The following is a 16,267-nucleotide window of genomic DNA, read 5'->3' as shown; positions in this document are numbered from 1 at the left end:
AGTATCCAAGCTTGTTATTAAGTCCTCTTTAGGGGATTTAGGGGTTAAAACTTATAAACTACAGCATTAATATGCATTCCTGCTCCTACGGATGCAAAGACAGCATATTCGCCTTTAGTAACTTTATACCCTTCTACTTTATCGTTCAAAACCAAATCTATTAAAGTAGGAATAGTTGCCACCGAGCTATTTCCTAACCAAGAGATAGTCATTGGGACTAGGTTTTCTGGAACCGAATCTAAATCATACAGTTTAAAAAGACGTTTCATAATGGCGTTATCCATTTTGCCATTGGCTTGGTGAATGAAAACGGTTTTTATTTTTTCTAATGGAACGCCTGATTTATCTATTGCTTTTTTAACAACCTGAGGAACATTAATTACAGCAAACTCGTAAAGTTTACGGCCGTTCATTTTTAGATAGGTGTTGCCGTTTTTTTCATCAGGATTATTGCTGCTTCCCATTGTTAAAAGTGAGGCGTGACTTGCAAAGGTTTGGCTTTTATGTGCAACAATTCCAGTTGGTTCTTCGGCTTCCTTCCCTTCAAAAATTACCGCCCCAGCACCATCAGAAAAAATCATGCTATCTCTATCATGAGGGTCTATAATTCTCGACAATGTTTCAGAACCAATAACTAGTACTTTTTTTGCATCGCCACTTTTAATAAGGTAATCAGCTTGAATTACACCTTGTACCCATCCTGGGCAACCGAAAATAATATCATAGGCAACACAGTCGGGGTTTTCAATTTCAAGCATTTGCTTAACTTTTGCAGCTAAAGCAGGCAGCATATCCATGCGATTTGAACCTTCTCTAACGTCGCCAAAATTGTGGCAAAAGATAATATGCTCTAAATCTTCTTTGTCAATTCCAGCACTCTCAATAGCTCTTTTAGCGGCAATAGTTGCAATGTCACTATTCAATTGATTGGAATCTACATACCTACGTTCAATGATTTCAGTAATTTCACTAAACTTGTTGATGATTTCTGAATTTTCTTTGTCTAGCTTAATGCCGTTATCGAAAAATGATGCGTTCAAAAAATGATCGCCAGAGATGATATTTTCTGGTATATAACTCCCTGTACCAGTAATAACTGAATAAATTTTGTTCATCGTGCCCTTTTCTGTACCCTATACTAATTTGGTATTTAGTATAAATCTATTATATTTTTATTGAAATTAAAAATAATTAGCTAAAATCATCAATTAAAAACACAAATAATTCTTTCGGGCCATGTGCGCCAAGCACCAAGGTTTTCTCTATATCTGCCGTTCTACTTGGTCCAGTAATGTTGCTTACCATTGATGGAATTTGAGTGCCATATTTATTTTTGAGCATTTGAAAAGCATCTTTTAAATCCAACACCAATTGCCCAGTTCTAGCTATCACAATGTGATGATGTGGAAAAATGCTTAGTCTACGCCCTGCCGCATGTTGATTACTTACCAAGACAGAGCCATTTCGGGCAATTAAAGCCTCGCACAAGGTAATGCCTACTTCCGCTTGCTCAAAATCTTTATCTGTTTGGTAGAAAGGAAATTCATAGTGTGAAAGTAAAGCCTGAAGCTCTGGTTCCCAACAATAAATTTTTCTCCATTTAAACTTATCGGCAAGCTCTAATATGTTTTCAATAAAATCAACACCATTTTCACAGAAGATAAAGTTGCCAGCAACTGCTGTTAACTGCTCAGCAAATAGAATTTCTAGCTCTTCTTCATTTTGTTTATAAAGTGGGCTTTCTTCTAAATTAGGATAGGGATTGTCTCGCTTCTCTAGCAAGGCCTTTCTAATCTTTTTAAGCATTAATTCTTTTGAAGAAACATTCTCTTTCATACGACAGCCAAAATTACTTAACGTGAAGGATATAAGCAAAGAAGCAGCCTTAATAATAAGACTGCTTCCTTGGTAAGTTAATTAATCTATTTTTTATTTAGCCTCTTCTTCTGATGAAGTTGAAGGAGCAATTGAGTCTGTAATTGTTGGAGTAACTAAAGGAACATTGTCTGCAGGAACTAGTTCAGCTAGTAATTCAGTTCCTTCGGTTTCAAACTCACGTTTACCAAAGATTTCCTCTAAATCTTCTTTGAAAATTACTTCAGCAACTAACAGTTTTTCAGCTAGTTTAACCAAATTTTCTTGGTTATCTGCCAAAATTTGTAAGGCTCTTTGATATTGCTCTTCTATAATTTTACTAGCCTCTTCGTCCATAATTCTTGCTGTAGCTTCAGAATATGGCTTGGTAAAACTCTCTTGTCCTCTAGAATCGTAATATGATATATTTCCTATCTTGTCGTTTAAGCCGTACATAGAAACCATTGCATAAGCTTGTTTGGTAACTTTTTCTAGATCGCTTAATGCACCGGTACTAATTTTACCAAAAGTGATTTTCTCTGCAGCTCTTCCACCCATTGTAGCGCACATTTCGTCTAAAATTTGCTCAGTTGTGGTGATACTTCTTTCTTCTGGTAAATACCATGCTGCTCCTAAAGATTGGCCGCGAGGAACAATAGTTACCTTAATTAATGGATGCGCATGTTTTAATAACCAAGAAACTGTAGCATGACCAGCTTCGTGAAATGCAATTGCCTTTTTCTCTTCTTTCGTGATGATTTTATTCTTTTTCTCCAAACCACCAATAATACGATCTACAGCATCTAAGAAATCTTGCTTGGTTACAGACTCATGGGTTTTCCTTGCTGCAATTAAAGCGGCCTCATTACATAAATTTGCAATATCTGCACCAGAAAAACCAGGTGTTTGTTTAGCTAAGAAATTGATGTCTATATTATCTTCTAGCTTAATTGGTTTTAAGTGTACGTTAAATATCTCTTTACGCTCGTTAATATCTGGCATATCAACATAAATTTGTCTGTCAAAACGACCAGGTCTTAACAATGCGTTATCTAATACATCAGCTCTGTTAGTAGCGCCCATTATAATAATTCCAGAATCTGTACCGAAACCATCCATTTCCACCAACAATTGATTTAATGTGTTTTCACGCTCGTCATTTCCGCCCATCATACTCCCCTTGCCCCTAGCTCTACCTATGGCATCAATCTCATCGATAAAAATAATACAAGGTGCCTTGTCCTTTGCTTGTTTAAACAAATCACGTACGCGAGAAGCACCAACTCCTACAAACATCTCCACAAAATCAGACCCTGATAAAGAGAAAAAAGGAACTTGAGCCTCACCCGCAACAGCTTTAGCTAATAAAGTTTTACCTGTGCCTGGTGCGCCCACTAATAAAGCACCCTTAGGGATTTTACCTCCCAAATTGGTATATTTTTTAGGGTTTTTAAGGAAATCAACAATTTCCATAACCTCAACTTTGGCTTCTGTTAAACCAGCAACATCGTTAAACGTAATGTTAACCTGGCTTTCTTTATCAAATAATGTTGCTTTTGATTTTCCTATGTTGAAGATTTGGCCTCCGCCGCCTCCACCACCTCCGCCCATGCGGCGCATCATGAAAACCCAAAGACCAATAATTAACAACAAAGGAATAACAATGTTAATGAAAAGACCGCCCCAAGGATTAGATTTAGAGGTAACTTCAGATGAAATTTGATTTTCAACTGGTATTTTTGCATTATTTTGAGACTTTTCCAATCTCGCCTTAAGATCTACATCGGATGAAGATGTAAAAGTTACTAAAGGGCCCTTATTTGTACCGGTATTAAATGCTGATTTACTCCTATATTTTTTATACAGAGGGTCATCAATTTTATCACTTTTAATAAAGACTTCAGAAATTACGATATCATCAGATTTATATGAAAGTATCTTTTCGACGTTGCCTTTAAGCAACATATCCCTTTCAAAAACCTTATAATCTATGTTTTTAACACTATCTGTAGAAAATAAAACCTGTGCTGCTATTAGTGCAACAATAATTGCCGCATAAACCCAAAAAATATTGAATTTAGAGCCTTTTTGTGGTTTTTTTGGAATATTAGGAGTTCGTCTGATTTGTTTTGGTTTTGTATCTGTATTTTGAGGTTCTTTCATGTTAGTTCAAATGTGTGTAAATAAATTGGCTATGCACTTTTGTAAGTAGTGGTTTCTGCATCGCCCCATAAATCTTCAATTCCAAAAAACTCACGTTTTTCAGTTTTAAAGATGTGCACTACAATATCAAAGTAGTCTAAGATAATCCATTCAGCATTTTCCTGACCTTCTTTATGCCAAGGATTTGTTTGAGTTAATTTATATATTTCATCTTCAACACTGTCGGCTATAGCCTTTACTTGAGTTGAAGAATCTGCATTGCAAACAACAAAATAATCAGAAACAGAACTATTCAGTTCCCTTAAGTCTAAACGAACGATGTCATGCCCTTTTTTTTCTTGTATGCCTTGTACGGCTATTTCTGAGAGGTATGTAGAAAGGTTTGCGGTTTTCTTTTTTACCATTAAAAATTTTTAATTTTGAATATCAACAAATATAATCAACACTTGCAAAATAACACTTTTTCAACACTATTTGTTGGTCAAAATCTTATCAAATTATTAGCGGTTGATTCTACTAATACTTTTTTAAAGAATTTGGTGTCAAAATCCGAGCCATTACCCGAGGGAACTGTAATTATGGCAGACCATCAGTTTGCCGGAAGAGGACAGCAAGAAAATACTTGGCAAGCTGAACCAGGTAAAAACCTAACCATAAGCATTTTATTAAAGCCAAAATTTTTACTAATTCATAAACAGTTTTTGTTAAATATGGCTATCAGCATTGCTATAAACAAAGCTTTATCTAAATATGTACCTAATGGGATAACCGTAAAATGGCCCAATGATATTTACTATTTAGATAAAAAACTTGGGGGCATTTTAATTGAAAACACAATTGTGGGCAATGCCATAAAAACTGCCGTTATTGGCATAGGTTTAAATGTTAATCAACAAGAATTTTCAGAAGACCTTGAATCTAAAGCAACATCGTTACATCAAATTTTACAGGAAGATGTTAATTTAGCTGAGCTATTGAGCGAAATTTGCAGTCAAATAGAAAGTTTATACTTACAGCTAAAAAACGGAACTCATACATTTTTAACTACTACCTACGTTGATAAGCTGTATAAAATGAACGTTCCATCAATTTATCGTCATAATGGAGAGGTTTTTGAAGGAACAATAATAGGAATTACAGATTTAGGGCTACTTAATGTAATGAGAGACGGAAAGGCAGTTCAATTTAATTTTAAAGAAATAGAATTTTTAAATCAATAAATAAATGAAGAGAGCAATTTTAATTTTAACGTTAATGTTTTTTAGTGCAGTTGGAGCTTTTGCCCAATTGGAAAGCCCTGTGACTTGGGCATATAAAGCAACAAAAGTTAGTAAAACGGAAGCAATAGTCTATCTAAAAGCTACCATAGAAGATGATTGGCATATTTATTCTCAAAATTTAAAACCAGGTGGACCAAATAAAACGGTATTTACCTTTACTAAATCAAAAGACTTCACACTGGTAGGCAAAACAACAGAACCAAAACCAATTACAAAATTTGAAAAAAGTTTTAAAATGGATGTTTTGTATTTTGAGAATGAGGTAGTTTTTCAACAAAAGATAAAGTTGAATAAAGGAACAACAGTAGTAAAAGGACAAGTGGAGTTTATGGTTTGTAACGATAAACAATGTTTGCCGCCAAGCGAAGTTACGTTCAGTATACCTGTTAAATAAAACGAATAAAATTTATAGAAGTCTCGATTTATCGGGACTTTTTTTATTTAAAAATATGAAGAGAATAATTCTATTCGCGGTATTGATATTTACATTCTCAGGAGTTAATGCACAATTAGAAAAGCCAGTATCTTGGTCGTACTTGGCTAAAAAGACAAATAAAAACGAAGCAACGTTATATTTAAAAGCTAGAATGCAAAACCGATGGCATATTTATTCCTTAGCTGTAAAAGGTATCCATGCTAAAACAGGTTTTAACTTTTCTCCATCAAAAGATTATACATTGACAGGAAAAACCATGGAACCAAAGCCTGTTTCTAGGTATGACAAAATCTTAAAGCTTAATTTAACGTATTTTGAAAATGAAGTCGTCTTTACTCAAAGAATAAAGCTTAATAAAACATCAACAATAGTTAAGGGTAAAGTAGAATTTATGGCTTGTAATGATAAACAATGTTTGCCTTCAGAGGAAGTTTCTTTTAGTATTCCGGTGAAATAATAATGTAATACTAATGCAATGTAAATAACCCCAAAGCATACATTAACCGTCATTAATAAAAAGATTTATTAATTTCACCCCCTTTACAAAACAAGCATGAAAAAAATAGGATTACTGATATTGCTTATCGGTGTTTTTTTGGTTTTACAACCCGCCTCAAGTTACGCAATTAAATTACAAGCAGACACAACTACAAAAGTAGAAGATGATGGATTTACAACCGTTGGCTCTGCAGAAGATAGTGTAGCCAATAGCAAAGTAGCGCCTGCAACTCCTGTTGATACGGTTAAAAAAGATGCTGTAACAGCAGCGGCAAACAATGCTCAAAAACCTGCTTCGCTTTGGATAACCTTTGGTCTTGGTTTATTAGGGGGTCTTGCAGCTTTTATTTTGCCATGTATATATCCTATGGTGCCATTAACAGTTAGCTTTTTTACAAAGAGGGCAGAGACCAAAGGAAAAGGAATTCAAGGAGCAATTTTATACGGGCTTTCTATCATTTTTATATATGTTAGTATTGGTACGATTATTACCTTAATTTGGGGAGGTAGCGCATTAAATCAACTTTCTACAAATGGGTTTTTTAATGTTGTGATTTTCCTTATTCTTGCGATTTTTGGCATTTCATTTCTTGGAGCATTCGAAATTGTTCTTCCAAGTTCTTTCGTTAATAAGTTAGACGCGAAATCTGATTCAAAAGGATTAACAGGAATATTTTTTATGGCTGCTACCTTAACAGTAGTTTCCTTCTCTTGTACTGGTCCTTTAATAGGTGGCCTTTTAGTATCCATTGATAAAGATGTGCTTACGCCCATTGTTGCAATGTTTGGCTTTTCATTATCCCTTGCATTATTGTTTACAATGTTTGCCATCTTCCCAAGTTGGCTAACCTCACTTCCAAAATCTGGTGGATGGTTGAATTCAGTTAAGGTTGTTTTGGGATTCTTAGAAATCGGCTTTGCCATGAAGTTCCTATCAACCGCAGACCTTTCTTATCATTGGGGAATATTAGATAGAGAAATATTTTTAGGTATTTGGATTGTTCTTGCCATTATGTTGGGCATCTATTTATTGGGTAAAATTAAATTTTCTCACGATAGTGATTTACCTTACGTATCAATTCCTAGATTCTTTCTAGCTTGTGTTTCTTTCGTTTTCGCACTTTACTTAATGCTTGGATTATTCGGCGCACCTCTGAAAGCGGTTAGCGCATTAGTTCCACCTCTTTCAACTCAAGATTTTGTAATAGGCGAAGGCTCAGGGACATCATCCTCCGATAAAGCTGATACGGGAGGAGTTAAAAAGAGAAAATATAGTGAATTCCTACATATTCCGCATAATATTGATGGTTTTTTTGATTACGATGAAGCCTTGGCTTATGCAAAAACGGTAAATAAGCCACTATTTTTAGATTTTACAGGCCACGGTTGTGTAAATTGTAGAGAAATGGAAGCAAGGGTTTGGTCTGATAAAAGAGTGTTGAAAAGGTTAAAGGATGATTACATCGTAGTTTCTCTTTATACGGATGACAAAACAGAACTGCCAGAAGCAGAACAATTTGATTCTAAAATATTGAAAACAAGAGTCAACTCTGTTGGGCTTAAATTTCAACATTTGCAAGCAACAAAGTATAACACCATATCTCAGCCATATTATGTATTGGTTGGAACTGATGAAAAAGAATTAGTTTCGCCTCCAATAGGGGTAGAATTTGATATTGATAAATATTTGGCTTACTTAGACCAAGGTTTGGCCGAGTTTGCAAAACAAAAAAATAAATGAGTACAATAAAAAATATAGGCGTTTTAACTTCTGGTGGCGATGCTCCAGGAATGAACGCAGCAATTAGAGCAGTAGTAAGAGCAAGTTTATACCACAATTTAAAAGTTACAGGTATTTTAAGGGGTTATGAAGGATTAATCCAGGGAGATTTTATCCCTATGGACGGAAAATCTGTAGCCAACATTATTCAACGTGGTGGTACAATTCTAAAAACATATAGATGCAATGCTTTTCGTACCAAAGAAGGTAGGGCTCAAGCCTATAAAAATTTAAAAGATAGTGAAATTGATGCCCTTGTGGTAATTGGTGGAGACGGAACGTTTAGAGGAGCGGATATTTTCTCTCAAGAATATGATTTTCCTATTGTTGGTTTACCTGGTACAATAGATAACGATTTATTGGGAACCGATTTCGCTATAGGATACGATACCGCAATTAACAATGTGGTTAATGCTGTTGATAAGATTAGAGACACAGCAGAATCTCATGACAGACTATTTATTGTAGAAGTGATGGGTAGAGATTCGGGATTAATCGCTTTAAGAAGCGGCATAGGAGTTGGTGCCGAAGCCATCTTAATTCCAGAGGCAAAGGTTGGCTTGCCTCAATTATTTCATAGAATAGAAACAGGGCGTAAAGATAAAGCATCAAAAATCATCATTGTAGCAGAGGGAGATGAAGGTGGTGGTGCTTATGTTGTTGGCGAAGCACTAAAAGAGAAATTTCCTAAGTATGATATCCGAATTTCTGTATTGGGTCATATACAACGTGGTGGAAAACCAACCTGTATGGATAGGGTATTGTCTAGTCGTTTAGGCGTAGCAGCTGTAGAAGGATTGTTAGAGGGGAAAACCGATGTAATGGTTGGTCAAATAAACAAGGAAGTTGTTTTTACACCATTTTCACAAACCACAAAACACATTGATGCAGAAAAAATTACACCAGCTTGGTTAAGGTTGGTAGAAATACTTTCTATGTAAGAGAAATATAAAAGAATGCAGCCGCAGAAGAGCAGATTTAAACTGTTTTCTGCGGCTTTTTTATTACCTATCAGCTACCCATTTCTAGGTATTTTATAAAAAGTTTAACTAACATTTGTGAAATAGCTGTAGGTTTCGCATCAATAGTAAAACTTACAGCTATGAAACTTTCTCTATCCTGCCTTTTTATACTTCTAATATTTTCACTTGTGGGCAATGCACAAATGCCTGTACTTAAAGTAAAAACAACCAATGCTCAACAAGAAGCAGTTAAGCTGCAAAAATTAAATATTGATGTTCAAATAACTGGAAACATTGCCAAAACGTTGATGACGATGACGTTTTACAATAACAGCGATAAAGTTTTAGAAGGAGAACTAACTTTTCCAATGCCTGAAGGCGTAACCATTAGCCGTTATGCATTAGATATTAATGGGAAAATGAGAGAAGCTGTTCCTGTTGAAAAAGCAAAAGCAACAGAGGTTTTCGAAAGCATTGAACGTAGAAGGGTAGACCCAGGTTTGTTAGAAAAAGTAGAGGGAAACAACTTTAGGACAAGAATTTATCCAATGCCAGCAAAGGGCAAAAGAACCATAATTGTAGGTTATGAAGAAGAATTGAAATTCCAGAAAAACAATGTTTTGCAATATCATTTGCCATTAGATTATAATCAAATAATCGCTGATTTTACACTCAAAACAACGGTATTCGAAAGCCTTGTTCAGCCAGAATTAGCCGAGCAACCAGATGGAAGTTTTAGTTTCAAAAATACTGGAAATACCTATTTGGCAGAGATGAAAAGAACAAATTATCAGCCTCAAAAAGCAATAACAATTAATTTGCCCAAACGTGCCGATATGCCTGAAGTGCAAATGCAAAAAGCAAGCAGCGGCTATTATTTCTTGGTCAATGTTTTTCCACAAGAGCAAAGCAGACCTCGTGTATTGAGTAATCAAATAGGCATAATTTGGGATTGTTCGCTAAGTGGCTTGCAAAGAGATTTGAAAAAAGAATTAGAATTATTGGATTTGCTTATCAAACAAAAGCAAAATCTTACCATCAATTTAGGATTGCTAAATAACACCTTTAAAAATGGAGGTTCGTTTATAATTACCAACGGCGATTGGACTTCTTTAAAGAAAAGATTAGAAAACATAATATATGATGGCGGAACAAACTTTAGTTCCATTAATCAACGAGCTTTAATAGGGAACGAATATATTTTTTTTACTGATGGACTTTCGACGTTTGGCAAAAACACCGTTCTTCTGACCAAACCTATCCATACCGTTAATTCATCTAACAAAGCTGATTATAGTACTTTAAAATACATCAGTTTAAAATCTGGAGGCGAGTTTATAAACCTAAATAACACCAAAGTCGAGGTTGCTTTTAAACAACTGAGCGAGGAACAGCTTCAATATTTAGGAATCAAAAACAGCGGAGAAGTTCGTCAAACTTACCCTTCTATGCATGTTAACGTAACAGGACATCTGGCCGTTGCTGGTATTTTAAGTCAATATAGCACAAGCATTGTTTTACAATTTGGCTATGGAAATACGGTGGTGAGTGAGCAAACAGTTCGTCTTAACCCTAATGCACAGGCTTTAAGCTCCATTGATGTGAGTAGAATTTGGGCTCAAAAGAAAATTGCTGAAATGGATATTCAGTATGAAATTAACAAAGTTCAGATTAGTCAATTGAGTAAACAATTCGGTATTGTAACTAGAAATACCAGTTTAATTGTATTAGAAAGTGTTGATGATTATTTAAGGTATGATATTGTTCCGCCGGCAGAATTAAGAGCGCAATACGATGCAGTTTTAAAACAACGCAGAGCGGATATGTTGGAACGAAAAACCGATTTAATGAAAGATGCCATTGAGATGAGCAAAACATTAAAAACTTGGTGGAATACAGAGTTTTCCAATCGCCCTGCAAAAAATGACCAACAAAAATTTCCAAGACCAGTTCCTGTTGGAGATAGCGCTACAGCGTATAATGAGGTAGTCGTGGTTCAAAATCAGGGAAATGCGAATAGAATGGCAAACCAACAGGCTCAAGAAGTAGTGTTAAGAAGGAGAGAAGCGGAGTCTCAAGCAAGTAAAACGGCAGATGATAAAGTTGGTAGTGCTGTTCTATATGGCTATTCTAGTCCTGTGCCAATTAGTTCTGCCTTACAAGGAAGAGTTGCGGGAGTTTCAGTAAACACATCTTCTTCAACAAGTTATTCAGAAGCAAAAATGGTAGAGAAAGCTGTAATTATTGTACCAGAGTTTAAAAGCGATAAAGATTATATGAAATCTCTAACAGGAACCCCAAAAGAGGCCTATGAAAAATACCTAACTATTCGACCTCAATATTTAAGTACACCAACATTTTATTTTGATGTAGCCAATTGGTTTTATCAACAAGCAGATAGCACAAGAGCACTAACCATTTTAAGTAATATTGCTGATTTAGATTTAGAAAATGCAGACTTATTTAAGGTACTTGCTTACAAGTTGAAGCAAACTAAAGCATATAAAGCAGAGCTATTTGTAACTGAAAAAATATTGCAATGGAGACCAATGGATGCGCAAAGTTATCGCGATTATGCTTTGGCTTTGGCCGACAATGGCGCTTACCAACAAGCGTTGGATAATTTATATAAGGTGCTTACTCAAAGTTACAATACTCAAACATCTGATAGAGACGATGGCATTGAAGAAATTATCATTGCAGAAATAAATAATTTGATTGCAAAATATAGCAGCTTGCTTAATACAAAAGGAGTTGATAAAAGATTGATACAACCTTTACCAGTTGACATTCGAGTGGTGCTAAACTGGAATAAAAATGATACCGATATAGATTTGTGGTTAACTGACCCCAAAGGTGAAAAATGTTATTACAGTAACCAAAGTACAGCTATCGGCGGTAGAATAAGTAATGATTTTACAGATGGTTATGGTCCTGAGCAGTTTATGTTGAAGAAAGCAATTAAAGGAAGTTATAAAATTGAAGTTGATTATTATGGAGATAGACAAGTAAGCATCGGCGGACCAACAACTGTTACTGCTGAAATTTATACTAGATATGCAACAGGTAGGCAAGAAAGAAAAATAATCATTCTTCCGCTAGAAGAAGGAAACAAAAACAAAGGACATTTGATAGGGGAATTTAAATTTTAGGGGAAGGATAGGTTACGGATATTCTAAGTCTCTAGTCGGGAAAACTTAAATAGTAGCACGGGTTTTTGTTAGCTAAGCGGGTCCCGATAGCTATCGGGAGAAGCGATATCCTTTTTTGTCATCCTGAGCGTAGTCGAAGGGCAAAAAAGATTGCAGCAAAAAGCCCGACTGAAGAAGCTAATTGTAGATGCTTTCACTTCCCATTTATTATCGCATTACGATGCCCAGTCGAGCTGAGCATGACGTAGGCCACACCTACATCAACTTATCTAAAACTTGTTGCCAATTATCTACACGTTCATATTCCGTTAGTAGAAGATTATGAGGCGATGTAAACAACAATGTTCTGCCCTTAAAATCGATAAAATTTTTGGCTCTATCGTCTATCATTACATCGGTATTCACAATCTTCTCGCCACAGAATATGATGTTTCTCCATCCTATAAAAGGGAAATGTTCTGCTAACCAATGGTATTTGTCTTCTAATGAATTTGGAAACTCCATTGCTGCGGACACGATATATACCTCGTGTTTTTCTTGTAGTTTTTTTACTGCTTCAACACTTCCTTCAATTAACTCTAAATCTCTAAAAAATCCTTTTTCATTAATGTAATCGAACCATTTATTGTTAATGTATTCTGGAATATGCTGATAAATCTCATTACCAGCATCTATTTTTAAATCTAATGGAATGCCGTAATCACGGTTATAAAGTTGAATAAATTTTTTAATGGGGTCGGCAAGGACTTCGTCCATATCTATGGCTATCTTCATAAATGTAAATATCCAAATTTGCTATTGTAGTAATGTTATTTGAATATAAAATAATGCAGTTTGCTAGTTATTAGTATTTTACTTACTTTTGCATCCCCGCAAGCACGAAGCTCCGGGAACTATGTTGAATACATAAACTTAAAAGAAAAATGGCAACTAAAATCAGATTGCAAAGATTCGGTAAAAAAGGGAAACCTTTTTTCCACGTGGTAGTAGCGGATTCTCGCTCTCCAAGAGATGGTAAATTTATTGAGCGTTTAGGTTCTTATAACCCAAACACCAATCCTGCAACTATCGAAATTAACTTCGACAAAACTTTAGACTGGGTAAACAAAGGTGCACAACCAACTGATACGGCTCGTGCTATTCTTTCTTACAAAGGTGTTTTGTACAAAAAACACTTACAAGGTGGAGTTAAAAAAGGCGCTTTAACAGAAGAACAAGCAGATGCTAAATTTGCTCAATGGTTAGAAGCTAAAGGTGGCCAAATCGAAGGTAAAAAAGAAAGCTTAAGTTCTACTAAAGGTGAAGCTAAAAAAGCTGCTTTAGCTGCTGAAGCTAAGAAAAATGCTGACCGTGCTGCTGCAATTGCGTTGAAAAATGCGCCTGTAGCTGAAGAGGTTGTTGAAGAAGAAGTAGTTGCTGAAGAAGCTCCTGCTGCTGAAGCTGCAACTGAAGAAGTGGTAGCAGAAACTCCAGCTGTTGAAGAAACTGCTGCTGTAGCTGAAGAGGCTCCGGTTGCTGAAGAAACTCCTGCTGCTGAGGCTTCGACTGAAGAAGAGAAAAAAGAAGAAGCATAATCATAGATTTGTTTTAACTTGTGATAGCGTTCCGAATTTTCGGGACGCTATTTTTATTTAACCCCTAAATCCCCTGATGGGGACTTTTACCATGCAAAAAGAAGAAGCGTTTTATATCGGTTACATTACTAAAACCAAAGGCCTAAAAGGCGAGGTGCAATTGTATTTTGAATTTGATGCTTATGAAGATTTAGATTTAGATGTTGTTTTTGCTGACATGAACGGCAAGATGGTTCCGTTTTTTGTGGAGTCTCATAAACTGTATCCAAATAATACAGGTCTTTTTTATTTTGAGGACCTAGACCATATAGACAAAGCGCAAGCATTGGTTAAAAAGAAAATCTATATGCCGTTGAGCAAAATGCCAGAGCGTGATGAAGATGATTTTGGTTATGAAGATTTAAAAGGGTTTACAGTAACTGATGAAACTCAAGGCGAATTGGGAGAGATTTTGGAAGTTCACGAATATCCGCAACAATTTGTAGCTACTCTACTTTATAAAGAGAAAGAAATTTTGTTCCCTTTAAATGAGGATATGATTATTGAAATTGATGAAGAGGAGAAAACTTTGTTGGTAGATTTACCAGAAGGATTGCTTGACCTTTATTTAAATGCTTAGTTTATAAACATTGACGCGTTTTAAACGTTCTATTGTTATGAAACGCTTAATTCCCTTTAGCTTATTGTTATTTGTTTTCTGGGGCTGTAACAACCCAAAAGAAAGCAAGAAAGAAACACCTCCATCAACCGTTGATACCTCTTCTAAAGTAGAAATGTCGAAAGATGAAGATGGCTTAAGTCTACAAGATTCGATTAAGGCCACAGGTAGACAAATTCTGATCTTCCTAAAAGAAAAAAATTATCCCGAATTAGTTAAGTATTTTTCAAGTGACGGTGTTCTTTTTTCTCCTTATGGATTTATAGATACTGCCAAAAGTAAAAAATTAACACCTGATGATTTTCTGGAATCCATTAACAAAAAATGGATTTTAACTTGGGGAAGTTATGATGGAACGGGTGATCCTATTAAGCTTTCAGTTCCAAACTATCTTAAAAAATTTGGTTATAATGCCGATTACCTTAACGCTGAAGCAATAGGTTTTGACCAAATCATGAAACAAGGGAATTCGCTAAATAACCTAAAAACAGTTTATCCGAATCATCATTTTATTGATTATCACTTTAGTGGTTTTGACCAAAAAAACAACGGAATGGATTGGACGAGCCTCAGATTGGTATTCGAAAAAACTGATGGGCAATATTTTTTAGTAGCTATTATCCACGACCAGTGGACTATTTAAGCACTTTTCAAGACTTTTTGTAAAATAATATAATCTTTTAGTAAAAAATACTTGACATTAATGACAAATATGTTTTACATTTGTTCAAACAAACTTGATGCGCAATCTTGTAGTCTAATGTAGAACTTAAAAAGATTTTAAAATGAAAAGTAAATTCCTGTTCCCAACATGGTGTGCTATTGTTGGTTACTTATTATCAATCCCAGGATTTATCTTGGGTTATTTATACACGATTAATAAATACGAAATTCCTGGTTTTGGGTTTAAGATGCGAGAAAAAAATGACCTTTTTCAACCATCATTTGAAAACTTTACGAATGAACTTGCGATTTTTTTAGTAGTAGGTGGATTGATTTTAATAGCGTTTTCTAGAAATAAAAAAGAAGATGAATTAAGCGCAAAATTAAGATTGAACTCCCTTTACTGGAGTATCATGATTTATTACTTTCTATACATCTTAGGCCTTTTATTTAGTATTACAATAGGAGAGATTCCTTTTATAGGTGAGCATGCTTCTGAAATAAACTTATTTACACCCTTGGTTATTTTCATAATTCGATATAATTATTTGATGCATGTTAACAAGGAGAGCTATCTTATGTCACAACCAAAATTTTTGTCTAATTCATATCGGAAAATTGGCATTTTTCTTTCGCTCATAAGTTTGGTGGTATTCGTTTTAGTAACGGTAATTAAAACAAAAGATTTGTCAGACACTTTTTCTGCTTCGTCTTACCTGGCTTTAGTAATTGGGTTTATGCTTTGGACATTTTCACGCCATAAAATTGAAGATGAAATGATGATGCAACAAAGGTTAGAGAACCTACAGCTAGCAGTTTACTTTAATTATGGCGTTCTGCTTTTAGCAACCATTCTGTTTTATTCATTAAACTTTTTGCTGGTTCTATTATTTGCTCAAATATCATTACTGCTATTTTTCATTATTAGAATGGAATTTATCAATTACAAAAACAATAAATTATTAAATACTTTTGAGGGAGGAATGAGTTATGAAAAATAATCTAAGGGTACAAAGAGCAATAAAAAATATAACTCAGGCTGAATTGGCAGATTTAATCCAAGTTTCTCGTCAAACTATTAATACCATAGAGTCTGGAAAATATGTTCCATCAACTGTGTTGGCTTTAAAAATGGCAAAGGTTTTTGAGGTGCCAGTTGAAGAAGTTTTTCAATTGGAAGAAGAAGATTAAATGTAAAATGTAAAAGGGAAGATGGACAATGTAACTAAGACAACTATTTTATCACC

General features: G+C 34.9%; 15 protein-coding genes and 1 pseudogene. 11 read left to right on the top strand and 5 right to left on the bottom strand.

Features of this window, described 5'->3' with window-relative positions; genetic code table 11:
- Window positions 1-44: 44 nt before the first annotated feature.
- The 4 genes from R2Q59_RS14170 to rsfS form a co-directional block, all read right to left on the bottom strand.
- Entirely contained in the window at window positions 45-1,115 is a 1,071-nt protein-coding gene (locus tag R2Q59_RS14170; protein WP_316770100.1) for a ketoacyl-ACP synthase III, read from the bottom strand.
- Window positions 1,116-1,191: 76 nt separating this feature from the next.
- Window positions 1,192-1,836, bottom strand: coding sequence for a lactate utilization protein C (locus R2Q59_RS14165; protein ID WP_316770099.1), 645 nt, complete (start codon window positions 1,834-1,836; stop codon window positions 1,192-1,194).
- Window positions 1,837-1,929: 93 nt separating this feature from the next.
- Window positions 1,930-4,017, bottom strand: a complete 2,088-nt coding sequence (ftsH, locus tag R2Q59_RS14160) for an ATP-dependent zinc metalloprotease FtsH (RefSeq protein WP_316785957.1) — start codon at window positions 4,015-4,017, stop codon at window positions 1,930-1,932.
- A gap of 29 nt (window positions 4,018-4,046) precedes the next feature.
- Window positions 4,047-4,421, bottom strand: coding sequence for a ribosome silencing factor (gene rsfS / locus R2Q59_RS14155; protein ID WP_316770095.1), 375 nt, complete (start codon window positions 4,419-4,421; stop codon window positions 4,047-4,049).
- 15 nt (window positions 4,422-4,436) lie between these two features.
- Here rsfS and R2Q59_RS14150 point away from each other — a divergent pair, with 15 nt between their 5' ends.
- The 6 genes from R2Q59_RS14150 to R2Q59_RS14125 all read left to right on the top strand — a co-directional run bounded on the left by R2Q59_RS14150 (window position 4,437) and on the right by R2Q59_RS14125 (window position 12,125).
- Window positions 4,437-5,237, top strand: a complete 801-nt coding sequence (locus tag R2Q59_RS14150) for a biotin--[acetyl-CoA-carboxylase] ligase (RefSeq protein ID WP_316785956.1) — start codon at window positions 4,437-4,439, stop codon at window positions 5,235-5,237.
- Window positions 5,238-5,241: 4 nt separating this feature from the next.
- Window positions 5,242-5,691 carry a protein-disulfide reductase DsbD N-terminal domain-containing protein gene (locus R2Q59_RS14145; RefSeq protein WP_316785955.1) on the top strand — a complete coding sequence of 150 codons (450 nt, stop codon included), beginning with the start codon at window positions 5,242-5,244 and terminating at the stop codon, window positions 5,689-5,691.
- A 55-nt stretch (window positions 5,692-5,746) separates the two neighbouring features.
- Complete coding sequence (locus R2Q59_RS14140) at window positions 5,747-6,190, top strand: protein-disulfide reductase DsbD domain-containing protein (protein WP_316785954.1); 444 nt, start codon at window positions 5,747-5,749, stop codon at window positions 6,188-6,190.
- A 96-nt stretch (window positions 6,191-6,286) separates the two neighbouring features.
- Window positions 6,287-7,972: a protein-disulfide reductase DsbD family protein gene (locus tag R2Q59_RS14135; protein WP_316785953.1), complete on the top strand. Its 1,686-nt coding sequence runs from the start codon at window positions 6,287-6,289 to the stop codon at window positions 7,970-7,972.
- On the top strand, window positions 7,969-8,952 hold the full coding sequence (pfkA, locus tag R2Q59_RS14130; RefSeq protein WP_316785952.1) for a 6-phosphofructokinase: 984 nt from the start codon (window positions 7,969-7,971) through the stop codon (window positions 8,950-8,952). Before R2Q59_RS14135 ends, pfkA begins: the two co-directional genes overlap by 4 nt.
- 161 nt (window positions 8,953-9,113) lie before the next feature.
- A complete protein-coding gene (locus R2Q59_RS14125; protein ID WP_316785951.1) occupies window positions 9,114-12,125 on the top strand; it encodes a VIT domain-containing protein in 3,012 nt (1,003 codons plus the stop codon).
- 255 nt (window positions 12,126-12,380) lie between these two features.
- Here the strand turns inward: R2Q59_RS14125 and R2Q59_RS14120 are convergent, their stop codons facing one another.
- On the bottom strand, window positions 12,381-12,899 hold the full coding sequence (locus R2Q59_RS14120; RefSeq protein ID WP_316785950.1) for a 5' nucleotidase, NT5C type: 519 nt from the start codon (window positions 12,897-12,899) through the stop codon (window positions 12,381-12,383).
- A 149-nt stretch (window positions 12,900-13,048) separates the two neighbouring features.
- Here R2Q59_RS14120 and R2Q59_RS14115 point away from each other — a divergent pair.
- From R2Q59_RS14115 to R2Q59_RS14095, 5 genes and pseudogenes are all read left to right on the top strand, one after another.
- Window positions 13,049-13,579 (top strand): annotated as a pseudogene (locus R2Q59_RS14115) (30S ribosomal protein S16); the annotation flags it as partial.
- 211 nt (window positions 13,580-13,790) lie between these two features.
- The gene (gene rimM / locus R2Q59_RS14110) at window positions 13,791-14,318 is read left to right on the top strand and encodes a ribosome maturation factor RimM (RefSeq protein ID WP_316785949.1); all 528 of its coding nucleotides are present in this window, start codon (window positions 13,791-13,793) and stop codon (window positions 14,316-14,318) included.
- Window positions 14,319-14,355: 37 nt separating this feature from the next.
- A complete protein-coding gene (locus R2Q59_RS14105; RefSeq protein ID WP_316785948.1) occupies window positions 14,356-15,000 on the top strand; it encodes a hypothetical protein in 645 nt (214 codons plus the stop codon).
- A gap of 142 nt (window positions 15,001-15,142) precedes the next feature.
- Complete coding sequence (locus tag R2Q59_RS14100; protein WP_316785947.1) at window positions 15,143-16,021, top strand: hypothetical protein; 879 nt, start codon at window positions 15,143-15,145, stop codon at window positions 16,019-16,021.
- Entirely contained in the window at window positions 16,011-16,211 is a 201-nt protein-coding gene (locus R2Q59_RS14095; RefSeq protein ID WP_316770074.1) for a helix-turn-helix transcriptional regulator, read from the top strand. The genes R2Q59_RS14100 and R2Q59_RS14095 overlap by 11 nt, the downstream gene beginning before the upstream one ends.
- Window positions 16,212-16,267 lie beyond the last annotated feature (56 nt).

Origin of the sequence: Pedobacter frigiditerrae (assembly GCF_032678705.1) — a bacterium.
Taxonomy (GTDB): Bacteria; Bacteroidota; Bacteroidia; order Sphingobacteriales; family Sphingobacteriaceae; genus Pedobacter; species Pedobacter frigiditerrae_A.
This window is presented reverse-complemented; position numbering and strand designations above follow the sequence as displayed.